12 protein-coding genes are annotated in these 12,344 nt (G+C 59.5%); 4 read left to right on the top strand and 8 right to left on the bottom strand.

Going from position 1 to position 12,344, the window contains the following annotated elements:
• Positions 1-57 precede the first annotated feature (57 nt).
• Positions 58-828 carry a hypothetical protein gene (locus C7S18_RS08200; protein ID WP_146151818.1) on the bottom strand — a complete coding sequence of 257 codons (771 nt, stop codon included), beginning with the start codon at positions 826-828 and terminating at the stop codon, positions 58-60.
• Positions 829-1,000: 172 nt separating this feature from the next.
• Between C7S18_RS08200 and C7S18_RS08195 the strand changes: the two genes are divergently transcribed.
• The gene (locus tag C7S18_RS08195; RefSeq protein ID WP_106891096.1) at positions 1,001-1,258 is read left to right on the top strand and encodes a helix-turn-helix transcriptional regulator; all 258 of its coding nucleotides are present in this window, start codon (positions 1,001-1,003) and stop codon (positions 1,256-1,258) included.
• Positions 1,259-1,623: 365 nt separating this feature from the next.
• Here the strand turns inward: C7S18_RS08195 and C7S18_RS08190 are convergent, their stop codons facing one another.
• Positions 1,624-2,505 (bottom strand): hypothetical protein, encoded by an 882-nt coding sequence (locus C7S18_RS08190; RefSeq protein ID WP_146151817.1) that lies wholly within the window; start codon positions 2,503-2,505, stop codon positions 1,624-1,626.
• A 337-nt stretch (positions 2,506-2,842) separates the two neighbouring features.
• Positions 2,843-3,931 (bottom strand): hypothetical protein, encoded by a 1,089-nt coding sequence (locus C7S18_RS08185; RefSeq protein WP_146151816.1) that lies wholly within the window; start codon positions 3,929-3,931, stop codon positions 2,843-2,845.
• 537 nt (positions 3,932-4,468) lie between these two features.
• Between C7S18_RS08185 and C7S18_RS08180 the strand changes: the two genes are divergently transcribed.
• On the top strand, positions 4,469-4,894 hold the full coding sequence (locus tag C7S18_RS08180) for a hypothetical protein (protein ID WP_106891093.1): 426 nt from the start codon (positions 4,469-4,471) through the stop codon (positions 4,892-4,894).
• Between the two features lie 39 nt (positions 4,895-4,933).
• Positions 4,934-5,524, top strand: a complete 591-nt coding sequence (locus tag C7S18_RS08175) for a MerR family transcriptional regulator (protein WP_106891092.1) — start codon at positions 4,934-4,936, stop codon at positions 5,522-5,524.
• A 177-nt stretch (positions 5,525-5,701) separates the two neighbouring features.
• On the opposite strand, the gene C7S18_RS08170 is transcribed toward C7S18_RS08175, so the two are convergent.
• From C7S18_RS08170 to C7S18_RS08150, 5 genes are all read right to left on the bottom strand, one after another.
• Complete coding sequence (locus tag C7S18_RS08170) at positions 5,702-7,984, bottom strand: S8 family serine peptidase (protein ID WP_106891091.1); 2,283 nt, start codon at positions 7,982-7,984, stop codon at positions 5,702-5,704.
• 288 nt (positions 7,985-8,272) lie between these two features.
• On the bottom strand, positions 8,273-9,802 hold the full coding sequence (locus C7S18_RS08165; RefSeq protein ID WP_106891090.1) for a ComEC/Rec2 family competence protein: 1,530 nt from the start codon (positions 9,800-9,802) through the stop codon (positions 8,273-8,275).
• A 161-nt stretch (positions 9,803-9,963) separates the two neighbouring features.
• The gene (locus C7S18_RS08160; protein WP_106891089.1) at positions 9,964-10,653 is read right to left on the bottom strand and encodes an aquaporin; all 690 of its coding nucleotides are present in this window, start codon (positions 10,651-10,653) and stop codon (positions 9,964-9,966) included.
• Entirely contained in the window at positions 10,653-11,036 is a 384-nt protein-coding gene (locus tag C7S18_RS08155) for an arsenate reductase ArsC (RefSeq protein ID WP_106891088.1), read from the bottom strand. The genes C7S18_RS08160 and C7S18_RS08155 overlap by 1 nt, the downstream gene beginning before the upstream one ends.
• A 22-nt stretch (positions 11,037-11,058) precedes the next feature.
• A complete protein-coding gene (locus tag C7S18_RS08150; protein WP_106891087.1) occupies positions 11,059-11,421 on the bottom strand; it encodes an ArsR/SmtB family transcription factor in 363 nt (120 codons plus the stop codon).
• A gap of 141 nt (positions 11,422-11,562) precedes the next feature.
• Here C7S18_RS08150 and C7S18_RS08145 point away from each other — a divergent pair, with 141 nt between their 5' ends.
• A complete protein-coding gene (locus C7S18_RS08145) occupies positions 11,563-12,258 on the top strand; it encodes a YoaK family protein (protein WP_106891086.1) in 696 nt (231 codons plus the stop codon).
• Positions 12,259-12,344 lie beyond the last annotated feature (86 nt).

The following is a 12,344-nucleotide window of genomic DNA, read 5'->3' as shown; positions in this document are numbered from 1 at the left end:
GTTGGCTCGGCTCGGATGCGACCGGTGGCGGATTGGTAAGTCGTGGTGTTTTGGTCACTACGACTTTTTGGTTCGGCGTTGCAGGTTCTTGAGCGCAACGGGCATGGACCGGATCTTGGCCTCGGCGCCGTCGTAAATCGGGTTCCAACGGCTTGGTTCAGCCAGCTTTCTCGCTGCGGCTTGCGCGATCAGTCGGCACAGTTCCAGTGGCAATGGCGCTTGCGGGTCACGCCATTCATTGACGGTCACGCGCTGGTGCCAGTCCTTGAGCAGCCCGATGCGCCAGCTCCGGCCTGCTGCGTGCTGCAACATGGCCTGTCCACCGGCGCACTCGGTAATGATCAGGCGCAGCGGCGAACGACCTTCCGACGCGGCTGTGGTCACATATCCATCGACGCAGCCGAGCAACGCGTCCTCACCCGTGTCGGCGACACCGATTGCCAGACCAACGGGCAGTCGGGCCAATGCGGCACCAATGGTGCTTTCAGCGGCGTTGGCATCGCGAAACGGCGCGCACAAACTTGGCGCCAATGCTGCAACCCAACCATCGACCGGCGCCGCCGCCGTTGAGAACTCTCGGTCGGCCTTCAACGCCCGCCAATGCGCCGCCAGCGCCGGCCAACCGTTGGGCACAAGCGGCCAGGCCAACAGGCACACGTTCACCTGCTCGCCGGCAGCAGCTTGCATCAAGAATCCAACGTCGCCGGCGCTCGGCGCGGCCTGAACGGGCGTTGGTGATGTCGGTGCACGGTCTGCTTTCGGCGACACCACCGGTCTGGCCCGCACGGTAATCTTGGGTGGGCGTACTTTGTCGACAATTATGCTCATGAGGCTTCCATTGTGGGCCGAAACAATCAATACTGATGTTTGATGCATCATCTTACCACATAAAGCCATCACTGTGAGATTCAGGACATCGCTGTCGATGTTTTTCGTGCCATAGTTGATGTACCAAGCGCTAAAAATGATATTCTGCGCATCATCTTGAGCGATTGCGTCCATGATCACTGCCAATCAACTTCGCGCCGCACGTGCGCTTGCCGGCCTCGACCAGAAAGAACTAGCCCTGATGGCGGGCGTCTCGCTACCGACCATTCAGCGCATGGAGTCGAGCGAGGGCATTGTGCGCGGGGTCATTGATACCTTGAACAAGGTGATCGATGCTCTGGATCGCGCGGGTATTGAGCTGATAAGTGACCATGCTGCGAGCCAAGGGTCCGGGCGCGGCGTGCGGCTTCGAGAAGCGAAGCGACCATAATGGCGTCGATTCGGCCGCCCGATGTTTCGATCAACTGAAGTGCGGTGTTGACGAACACCTGGATGAGGCACTTCGCCAAGTGACCAGCCGAACTGTCGGCAGTGTTGGGGATGCGCCACCAATTTCTTGGCGTCAACGGCGATTGGCGTTGCCAAATTGCTGCAATATCCGGTCTTTGCTGCCGAGCGGTTGCACCGGCCGTGGCTACCATCAGCGCGATGTTCCACTACTTTATTCGTCCAGATTCGTTTACGTCTGCAGCCACGCGGCACCTCGCACTAGCGCATATGACTCGGCTCCAAATTGCACGCGAACTATCTTGGATGCTCACATGCAGGTTCGATCGTCAAAAGTGGCGCAGTAGTTTATGGTTGGCGGGAACGATAGGTAGCGGGAATGATGATGCGCCGATCGGAGTCTGAGCCAATTGAAGCCTTGCGACCGGTATCGGCAACGCGCCCCAGGATCAAGAGCGCTAACGCCGCAAGCAAGATAGCAACCATCATCCACCATGGGGTACCAGAGTAAAGGATGTCGATGCTGATTCTCGACGAATCCACCCAACTCGCTGTGAGTGAAGTGCGCATGGTTTCCGAAACAGCTTCGTGGGCACGGAAAACACCGAAAATCCATCCAGCGCACGCAGAGAAGACTCCACATGCCACCGCAAGTACATTGATACGGCTAAAATCGCCGAGCCTCAGTCGCGACATCAATGATTTCAAGAGCGAAAAGGCGCTGTCGATACGCCGAGCCCGTTCAAGATTCCATTGGTCAATCGGTAGTCGATCCAGACTGAACCATGATCGCGTTTGACCCTGGCACCGTGAATCAACCATTTTGACTGACTCCGTGCACGTCTGAAAACTCAAGGCTGACCGATACCTACCATTTTTGACGGATGTTCTGGCGGCTGCGGCCAAGTCTAGCCCATGCAAGACGACTGCCGACACGCCGGCAGCAATCATCAACCACCACGCCGTGTCGCCGACTCGAACGCAATCAACGACCCTGCCCCAGTCCAGCCAATAGCCGGGAGGCAAGCTCTGCAAATAGGCGTCGACTTGCGATCTCGACGAAATCGAAGCCGCGCTCCAGGCGGTACAGAACCCAGCAGCTGAACTCACCAATGTCAGCGCAAATCCGCGCACACGGTCAAAAAGCGCGACATCGAAGAAAGCCGACCGGACGTAGGCGCCAATCGCGACACCAAGAATTCCCATTAATAGTGAGACTGCAGTTTCCATTTACACACCTATTGGGAGTCGTTAAACAAGCGCAGAGTTCTGCAGGGAAATCATGCAAAGCATAAAACCACGATAGACGCTAGGGAGCCTCTGAACAAGTTCAGAGGCGATTCGGGCCATGGATGGCCCGTACAGAATCAAGCACGCAAGTGGTTGATTCTGGATCACTGAGTCCGGACATGTGCCGGACTCAGTGCGGGTCTGAAAGTCCAGGATGGACTTATTCAGACCCTCCCTAGTTCAGCGCGACATCACCTTAAACCTGCCGCCCAGCTGCCGGAAGCTGAACTACAAAAAGGCGCCATTTCGCAGCTTGCTTCGTGGCAATTCGGCCATCTCATTCACCACGTCGCACAAACAGCGGCGCGGCGCCACTGACGGAACGGCGCCTGTTGATGCTGGTCAGCACGAGGATGGTGTCTGGGTCGGCGTCATTCAGATACACGCCATCGACCTCGCGGAACTCGGGGAGGGTGAACACCTTAGCGGGGGCATCTTCATTGATCTCGTAGAGGCCGTCGATGCCAACGGCGAGCAGGGACTGTCCGCGCGCGTTGAGGCCAAAAAAGGCGACCGACGGAAATGGCTCTTTTTCCTCATTATCTTGGTCTTGGTCTTGGTCTTGGTCCTGGTCCTTAAACCGCCACATATCGTCGTCGCCATACGCTTTGACCAAGAGGGTGGTCACCTGCTGGCCACAGACTTCGACAATGCGACCACGGGCGGCAAAGTGCACGATGCCGATGCTGGCGGCAACGCATGTGGGTTTCCAGGGGATGACTGCGAGCCCTGTGACGGGGTCGCAGTCAGAGCTCAGCGGGCCGCTGCAGAGGCCCCCATCCAGGTGCTCGACGTTCGTCACTTTGCCGGTGGCTCGCGTGATCCGGCGCAGTCCGCCGCCCCACTCGCCGCTGTTCAAGCCGAGAAAGATGGCCGTCGGTGTCACGAGGCTGGCCGCAACATAAGGCGCACTGATGGCTTCGGACAGGTGCGTCACCGACACCCGCGAACCCCTGAGATCGATCAGGCGTTTGGCGCTGAGCACTTGGTTGCTACTGGCATCGCAAGCCAGTGCCAGAATCTGCTCGCCGTTACTGGCGACGCTCGTCAGCAATCGCCATTGGCCCTGCTCCTGCTGGTTGAGTCGCCAATTGCCGCAAGCCTTGGTGTCACAGCTGAGTGCATACAGTTTGCGATTCGATTGGCAGATGTCCAGAACCGGCCCAGGCACGGATTCTTCGACGCGCTCACTGGCGTTGTCGGTAATACTGCTCAAATCACCGGAGTCAGTTAGTAACCACAGGCGCCCATCATGGTGAATCGCGCGTGCAATCATGTTATCGGCCAATGACCGGCGATCGGGCGCATCCTCGGCTTGCGCCGCCGTACAGACGCTCAAGAGTATCCCAATATTGAACCATTTCATGATCATTCGCACGTACATAGCGCTCCTTTCGAACACACAATAACCCATTGTCCAGTCCATTCCAGCAATGTCGCGACTGATGACTCTTCTGACCGCAAGTAACCACCTCGCCGACCCTCCACGCAATCGCCAGGGCGGGAGCGCGCCCGCTCCCACGCCGGTAGGAGTCCAGCCGCCCGTTTGGTGCGCTTATTCGGGCATCAAACTGTCAGCGACGAAGCGTGATTCTGAAGACGGCCCAGTGTGGCAAGTAGCCCCCGCCCACTCGCGTGGGAGCCGGCTGACACTTGTTACGCACCGCCACGGCAAATGGGGTTAAGCATCTAACCCGCACCGAGTCTCGCATCACGGCGAGCTTGGTACCCGGTCACCCGTTGCTGCATTGCCTTGTGTCAGGTCTTCCCGACGCTGCCCTACCCTGCACGCCCGCAGATCGTGGCGCCTGCGTTCCGAACCAGCTATCAAGAAATCTCTTGACCTGTCGGCTACCGTCAGGTCCACGATGGCCAACCCATCCGAATCGGTGACCATCTGTCCATGATCACGCAACCCGAACCGACCCCATTGTCCGACAACGACTTTCTGTTGTCGTTTCTTGCCGGCAGCTTGTCTGCGTCAGATTTCGACCACCGAGGCCACTTGCGTGCCGCCTGGCTGATCCTGGGCCGGCAACCGCGTGATCAGGCGATCGAAACAATCTGCGCCGGTATCCTGCAAATTGCAACCCGACTCGGCGCGCATTCCAAGTTTCACCGCACGCTGACTGAGGCGTTGGTGCGGATCATGGATGCGCGGCGCCGACAAGCGCGTGACCAGGATTGGCCCGACTTTCTGGCCAAGAATCAGGACCTGCTGCACAATGCGACACAAGTTTTGTCTCGGCATTATTCAGACCCATTGCTGCAGTCCACACCGGCACGCACGATGTTCGTGGTACCGGATCGCGAGCGCCTGCCGGAATAGGATCGAGGCGATGACCATCACCCCTGCCATGCGAGCATCATGACGCCGCGTCTCCGAGTCAATACCCTGCCCGCCACCTGTATCACGCTCGGCACATTGTGCCGCGAGTTGGGTCTGGCGCGTGCATCGGTCCTGCACTATGAATCCATCGGTCTGCTGCACCCGACACGGCGCAGCGCCGCCGGCTACCGGCTGTATGGGCCCGAAGCGCGTGCCCAGGCCCAGATGATTCGAGAGCTTCGCAGCGCGGGCTTGTCGCTGACCGAGATTGGTCAACTGCTCCAACGGCAGCGGTCCTCGACCAACCAGACCGCCACCAGCGCAACGGCCATTCTGGAGCAACGTTTGCTCGAGTCTTCGGTCGCATTGTCGACGCTGCGCGCACAACAGCGACTGCTCGCGCGGCTCCTCGCGACCCAGGCACTGAACGACAGGACATCGCCACACAGCAAGACCAGTTGGGTGGCGCTGCTCCGCCAAGCCGGCTTTGATGACCAGTCGATGCGTGACTGGCATTGTCAGTTCGAACGCGAAGCGCCAACGGCACATCGCGCGTTTCTACGATCGCTGGGGATGACCGAGAACGAGGTGCGCGACATTCAGAAGTGGTCGATTGAGGCGGCGGTCTAGCCATGCAATGTGAAAAGCCTCGGAGCAGCCCATGTGTTGTTGATCCAGCAAGGCCTCTGCTTATCCGATCGAAGACCAAACCCACTCCGGATCAGATCCGGTTCGAAGACGGATCCAGTCCGGGGTGACTTGCGGTGACTTGAAGATCTTTGGAAGACCGAGGCTCCCGACGATAGTTCAGATCAGTACCGCCACAAGCGCAAACGGCTGTCGGCCGGATGATACATTGGACGCCACCACATCGATCTGCCAACGGCCCTGGCTTGCCGCGCGCACGGCGACCAGTTCGGTGTTGTTGCGGTTGTCCAGGCTCAAGCCAACGGCATCGCTACGTTGATTCCCAACGTACTTCTTGCCATGCGGATCGCTGACGATCAAGTTCAAATCGTTGATCAGACTCGGCCCAGGCACGTCGGTGTAACTCAGCACCAGGCGCAGCGTCTTCCCCGCTTCGGGTACGTCGAGCGCAAAGGTCGCTTTCTTGCCAGTGCTCAACGAGGGGCCTTCAACCAGTGCCAATGGTTGCTTCAGACTTCGTTCCAGATTGACCCGGCCATAACCTTGATGGTTGTCCGGTTGGCTGGATTCGGCAGTTCCGCCGATGGGCTCGGCGCCCGCGATCACCAAGGCCTTCATCAACGCCGCACTCGGCTTTGCAATTTTTGCGAACGTACGAAGATATTGGCGAATCAAAGCGAGCGCGCCCGCGACCAGCGGCGTCGCCATGCTCGTACCGCCCATGTACATGTAACGCTGCTTGTTCGGCGGATAGGCTGCCCAGGCAAAATGATTCTTGGCGATCATCGACGAGCGGACCGACAGGATAAAGGTGCCCGGCGCTACCACATCCGGCTTGATGCGCTGATCGAGCGTCGGCCCGCGGCTGCTGAATGCAGCTACCTGCCCCGGGTCATTCGCGATCGGGTCAGTCTGGATCGGCGGTACCGGAAAGTCTTTGGGCCACCAAGCGCCGTAACGCATGGCGTTGAACTCAGGTCGAAGGTTTTCGCTGGCACCCACCGTCAGCCCATTCTTGCACGTTGCAGGCGAACTGACGCTGCCCAGGTTGATTGTTCCGTCGCGATCGGAATCGACGCCATCATTGCCCGCAGCTATGACAAACAGCAGGTCTTTGCGATCCCAGCTGAAGCGGTCGAACTGTTCGGATTGCGCGTCGTACGCACCGGGCACACCGCCGCCCCAAGAGTTGGAGTGAATCCGAGCGCCTTGTTGATATGCCCACTGAAACAGCGGTCTCAAATTGTTGGGAATGCCAGACAGCGTGAACCGATCCGTGCCGGGCTGACCCACAAACTGGGGCTTCCATTTCATTTCCTGTTCGATAGCCTGAAACACCAGCTTGGCTTTCGGCGCAAAACCCTGGGCCAAGTCGGGGCTCCCTGCAGCGCCGACACCACTGCCCAACACGGACCCCGCCACGTGTGTGCCATGTCCGGAGTCAAGGTCCGATGCGCCATCGTCCGCACCAGGATTCATCAGGTATTCGGCGTAATCGTCCGAAATCGGATAACTGCGGATCGCTTTGATACGGCCAGCGAAATCCGGATGAATGGTTACCGGATCTCCCGTATCCAAGCCAGTATCACAGACGGCGACGATCTCACCCGCACCTGTCAGCTGCATTCCTGCTGGGCTCTGGGCCGCAAAGCCGCCGCCCATTAGCCCGGTGGCAATGTTGTTGAACGTTCTTGGCATGATGTGGGGGCGAATGAACTTGACGCCATGAACGGCGGACAATGCCGTCACCTGCTTGCGCCGCGCGGCCAAGCTGCCTGCTTGAGTCGACACTGTAACGATCCCGGCTTGCGCGTCTTTGCCCAGCACTTTGAATCCCAACGCTTTAGCTGCACGCACGACCGCGGGCAAATCCTTGCTCGCAAACAACTGCACGCGCAGCATGCCAGGGAGTGCGGCCCGTCGGGGCCGATCAGTGCTGGATTCTGCGGGTGCCGAGAACAGTGTCCCGCAAACCCGATCGGCATGCCGCAAATGTCCAATCCAGCGCACCACGGGCAGTTCGCTCAGTTGCGCTATCTGTTTGGCGTTGGCGCAGACGATATAGCTGAAGTTGCCCCGTGCCTCGCGCAACTGCGCGCCGGTTGCCTTGGCCTTGGTGAGCCAGGCGGGTTTAATCGGTCCAATGAATTGCACGATGTAGTGGTGCGGCTGAGCGTCGATGGCCACCGACGCCCAGGCAGACGCCTTCATACTGGCGCCAGTCGGCGTCTTAGCCAGCCCCTTCATGGGAATCTTGATCTCGTTGACTTGAACCTCGAACTGGTCACTGATGTCTTCGACCGGAAAACGCGCAGCCAACGCGCTCGCTTGCTCATCGGTTGTCTCGACCAGCAAGAACGCCTCGTAGGCCTCGATCAGTCGGCTTTCTGCCAACACGGTTGCTGCGTCCGCCTGATCCACAAAGACTTTGAGAATGCTCATCGTGCCATGCTCCTGTTGTCTGTGGCGACGGCGCGATTGCCATCCGCAATCAACGCGCCGCCCCGCCCAAGTCTGTCCGCTGTGGCATTCGTAGTCCGAATGGCCACCAGCGTGATCCCACCTACCTTTGCTACTGCCGACTCATGCATCCAAAACGATCAGTCACCACAAACCGCACACCTTGACCACCTTCCCGAAGCGGGCTCATCACGACACGTCTGCTCCAACGCCGGTCGGCAGGTTGCGGCAAGACGTGTGGCCAGCCTATCCCCGATGATTGCCGGGCCGTCACCGCACCGTCGTCAGCCGGGGTGCGACTTTGATCTTCCCTTGCCCATCCACCCTGAAACCGTACGCCTCATTCATGCCGCGCTTGCCACTATGCGTAAAGGCCAGCACCCGCTCGCCGTCGCTGCGCACATGGATAATGCCGAAGTTCGTGCGTTCAAACGCGAAGAACGCCTTCTTGCGCGCTGCATTGCTCGGATCGACTTCCGTGGCATAGCCGCGAACTGCAAAGAACGCAGCGAGTTCGGTAATGAACACAATCCCCGTGTCACCTCGAGACGCGCGACCAAGCGCCGATACCAGGGTGGCTCGCGGATGAATGTACTCCTTGCTCGTGTCTTCGTCGCCCGATGAAATCATCGACACCACCGGGCTGACCGCTTTCAGAAACTTGAAATCGAAATCAGCCGACCCGTGATGCGGCGTCTTCAGGACTTCTGCCCGCAGTTGTGCTTCGGGAATCGCATGCCGCAAGCGATTCATCGATTCATGATTCATGTCGCCCGTCAGCATGATGCGCACATTGCCGTACTGCATTCGAAATGCGACGGAGTGGCCGTTGATCGTATGGGAAGCCGAGTCACTGCCCGTGGCACCGACTTCTTCTTGCAGGTGCAATTCCGCCGTATTGGGCGGCGCTTTCAGAAAGCGCAGTCCGGGCTTGTTGCCCACGGTCTCGACGATCGGCCCGAGAACTTGCGTGTCCAGACCGGTCTCGCCTTGGAGGAAATCAAACGCGGCCGCCATTGTGTGATCGACGCGACGGACCAACATCGGCTTGAGCCCCAAGGCCTCGCGCCGCGCTTGCCAATGCTGCAGCGTGTCGCGCCATTCGCGGAATGGCACGTTCAGTTCTTCGTTCGGCAACGACTCGAGATCATCGATCAGTTCCGTGATGAAGCGCGTGCCGTCGACCACTTTGGTCGCGCCAAACTGCTCGCGATCGGGCCGATCGGTCTTGTCCGGGCGCTTGCCCGGGCGCTTGGCCAAGCCATTGTGCAGCACGCGATCGGGTGCAAGAAACAAGCGGTTCTTCGGATCAATTTTCTTCTGATTCTCAGTTTTCCGGATCTCACTCAGCCCGGCAAAATGATCCGCATCGCCGTGCGTCACAATGATCGCATCGGGCTGCAACGGCAGCGCCTTACTTGTTCCGGCGTAACGTGCGGCGAGATGGCGGGCATACAACTTGTTGTCGCCACCATCAATCAGCACGATCTCGCCACGCGCGGTTTCAAGCACCAGCCCATCGCCCTGCTGCACATCGATCATGGACCAGCGCAGTATGGGCGTGTCACGCAGTGGCAGCTTGTTCTTGACACTCGCGCGCACGCCGTGCAGCCGCCCGCCCACAATGATGAAGGTCGTCGCGTCCTGCTCTTCGGTGACATCCATGACGGCATCGCCGTAGGCCGCCTCATAAATGCTGTCGTCTTCGAGTCGGGCAAACACCAGATCGGCATCGAGATAGCGAATCTCGCTGCGATCAAGCTTGAGAATTTGTTCGAAGTAATGAAACAGGCCGGCCATATCGGGCTCCGTTGGGCGAACCACTTCGGATAGACACTTCTGGCAGGACCAACCCGCTCGCCCGTGCAACTGGCCCCAAGCCTAGAACCGCAACCTGCGGTTGGCGAACGCTACGCCGGTTGGCGCCGACCTGTCAATCGACCGATTCAGCAATCTGAGAATCAGGCTTCGGATCGGCGGCTCGTTGGCGTAACTGGTTCCGAATCGATGAGGAGCCAACTCAGTGCGAGCCCAAGCAGCGCACCAATGATCTGCGCCGCTACAAATCCGACCACGTCAGTCGGTCGGATGCTGGCGAACGTGTCCGTTCCAGCACGGGCGATCGCTGCGGCCGGATTCGCGAACGATGTGCTCGCGGTAAACCAGTAGGCAGCGAAAATGTAACTCGCGACGAGCGCGGGTATGGCGGTCGGCCGATACTTTGACCCGAGCAGGATCGTCAGAATCAGTCCGGCGGTGGCCACCACTTCGCTGAGCCATTGGGGCGCCCCCGTGCGGACATGCGTGCCGGCCTGCCATAGCGGCAAGTCGAACATGGCGTGAGCCAGCATCACACCCGCAATGGCGGCGGGAATCTGCACGCATGCATAGGCAAGTGCCTCACCCGAGCGCATGTCACCTCGAAGGCGCATGACCAGACTGACCACCGGATTGAACTGTGCGCCCGAAATTGGACCAAGCAACACAATCAGCACATACAGCACGCCGGCCGTTACAGCTGCGTTGGCGAGCAATGCGACGGCGGCATTTCCCTGCGCCAACTGCACAGCCATGATGCCGGAGCCAACCACGCTGGCGAGCAGGATCATCGTGCCGACTGCTTCGGCGAGCAGCTTGCGGGCGAAAGGCATCAGAGCGACGCCAGCAGTGCCTTGACGCGCTGACCGATGTCGTCGCGTATCGCCCGATAGGCATCGTCATCCAGGTGCTTGGGGTCTTGCAGCGCCCAGTCCTCGCGCCGACGCGCGGGCACCCAAGGGCACGAGTCGCCGCAGCCCATCGTGATCACCGCATCGAAACTGCCTTCGATGTCGTCCAGCGATTTGGAGGCGTGCTGGCTCAGGTCGTAGCCCAGTTCCGCCATATAACGGATGGCTTTGGGATTGATCACACCTGATGGGCGCGATCCGGCGCTCAGCGCTTCGACATCAGGCCCGCCAAACATACGGGCGAAGGCTTCGGCCATTTGGCTTCGGTTGGCATTCTCGACACAAACAAACAGCACGCGTTTCATGATTCAACTCTAGAGGTAGTGTTCAACAAGCGGAGCAGTGGCCGGCGGGGTCGGAGCCAGTGGGATCGGGCACACATTGGGGAACCACGCCACAATCGATCTGGCCCGCGCAACAGTTCGCGGTGAGATAGGCGACCAACGCGTTCATCTGATCAAAGTTGGCGCGAACGCGAATGACCCGGCCCTCACGCTGATCGCGCACCAACTGGGCTTGACGCAAGACGTTCAGGTGCGCCGTCAACGTCGCAGCCGGCAATCCCAGGGTCTGCCGGAGGTCGCCCACCGTCATGCCCGCCGGGCCGGCCTCAACGAGACGCCGAAACGCAGCAAGACGAGATTCGTGACTCAACGCACTCAGCGCGGCCAAGGCCAATGGGGTATCCATATTTCTATATTTCCGGAATTATGGAATTAAAGCAAGCACCAGGCTTATGGCTTTTCACCGCAACGCGCCGCGAGAAGCCGCCAAATCGGGTCACGAACCCGATAATCGAACGGTCAATCGGGAACCAAAAGAACCAATCGAATGATTCGACTATTACCAAGATGGGTGTGGATCGGTGCCTGGCTATTGGCGCTCAATGCCGGGATGGTCAACGGGATCGGACTCTTCAGCGCCTACCAGCAATCCATTACGCATTTGACCGGCACCACCACCTTGGTGGCAGGCAGTCTCGCAACCGGGCAATGGCGCCTGGCACTCCATCACGCGCTGATCCTGTTCGCTTTTTTTGCCGGCACCGTGCTGAGCGGCATTCTGATTCAGGACAGCACATTGAGGCTTGGCCGCCGGTACAGCGTCGCGCTTGGCTGGGCGGCTGGATTGCTGCTGTTGGCCATTCCGCTGCTCGACGGCCACGAGGAAGCGGGCCTCTACTTGATTGCCTGCGCGTGCGGATTGCAGAACGCGATGGTCAGCACCTACAGCGGCGCCGTCATTCGAACCACGCACCTCACTGGCATGATCACCGACCTGGGAATCTACCTGGGTCATGCCGCGCGTGGCCTGCCGATCGATCGGCGGCGACTCCGGCTCTGCCTGCTCGTGATCTCTGGCTTCGTCGTCGGCGTGTTTGTGGGCGTCTGGGCCCTGCGCCGGCTCGGGTTTGACGCCTTGGCGATTCCGGCACTGATCTGCCTGGCTGCAGCGGTCGGTTACTGGGTCCTGCACGTATGGACGCGTCGAAAGCGACAGGCGGGCAGCTCGAATGGCGCCCCGTAATGGTCTGATCGGACCTGTCTCAATACATGAGATTGTCGCTCTATCCTATTGATTAGAATAACGATTCCCCCGCGACTTCAAGGACA

This window comes from Ahniella affigens (assembly GCF_003015185.1).
GTDB classification, from domain to species: domain Bacteria; phylum Pseudomonadota; class Gammaproteobacteria; order Xanthomonadales; family Ahniellaceae; genus Ahniella; species Ahniella affigens.
The sequence above is the reverse complement of the archived record's forward strand: the minus strand, read 5'-3'. Positions and strand labels throughout refer to the sequence as shown.

What these genes read in the sequence shown, in the direction of transcription:
- C7S18_RS08190 (WP_146151817.1), bottom strand. Translation starts at nt 2,505, where the DNA reads ATGGAAACTGCAGTCTCACTATTAATGGGAATTCTTGGTGTCGCGATT.
- C7S18_RS08175 (WP_106891092.1), top strand. Translation starts at nt 4,934, where the DNA reads ATGACGCCGCGTCTCCGAGTCAATACCCTGCCCGCCACCTGTATCACG.
- C7S18_RS08150 (WP_106891087.1), bottom strand. Translation starts at nt 11,421, where the DNA reads ATGGATACCCCATTGGCCTTGGCCGCGCTGAGTGCGTTGAGTCACGAA.
- C7S18_RS08160 (WP_106891089.1), bottom strand. Translation starts at nt 10,653, where the DNA reads ATGCCTTTCGCCCGCAAGCTGCTCGCCGAAGCAGTCGGCACGATGATC.
- C7S18_RS08200 (WP_146151818.1), bottom strand. Translation starts at nt 828, where the DNA reads ATGAGCATAATTGTCGACAAAGTACGCCCACCCAAGATTACCGTGCGG.
- C7S18_RS08185 (WP_146151816.1), bottom strand. Translation starts at nt 3,931, where the DNA reads ATGAAATGGTTCAATATTGGGATACTCTTGAGCGTCTGTACGGCGGCG.
- C7S18_RS08170 (WP_106891091.1), bottom strand. Translation starts at nt 7,984, where the DNA reads ATGAGCATTCTCAAAGTCTTTGTGGATCAGGCGGACGCAGCAACCGTG.
- C7S18_RS08195 (WP_106891096.1), top strand. Translation starts at nt 1,001, where the DNA reads ATGATCACTGCCAATCAACTTCGCGCCGCACGTGCGCTTGCCGGCCTC.
- C7S18_RS08180 (WP_106891093.1), top strand. Translation starts at nt 4,469, where the DNA reads ATGATCACGCAACCCGAACCGACCCCATTGTCCGACAACGACTTTCTG.
- C7S18_RS08165 (WP_106891090.1), bottom strand. Translation starts at nt 9,802, where the DNA reads ATGGCCGGCCTGTTTCATTACTTCGAACAAATTCTCAAGCTTGATCGC.
- C7S18_RS08155 (WP_106891088.1), bottom strand. Translation starts at nt 11,036, where the DNA reads ATGAAACGCGTGCTGTTTGTTTGTGTCGAGAATGCCAACCGAAGCCAA.
- C7S18_RS08145 (WP_106891086.1), top strand. Translation starts at nt 11,563, where the DNA reads ATGATTCGACTATTACCAAGATGGGTGTGGATCGGTGCCTGGCTATTG.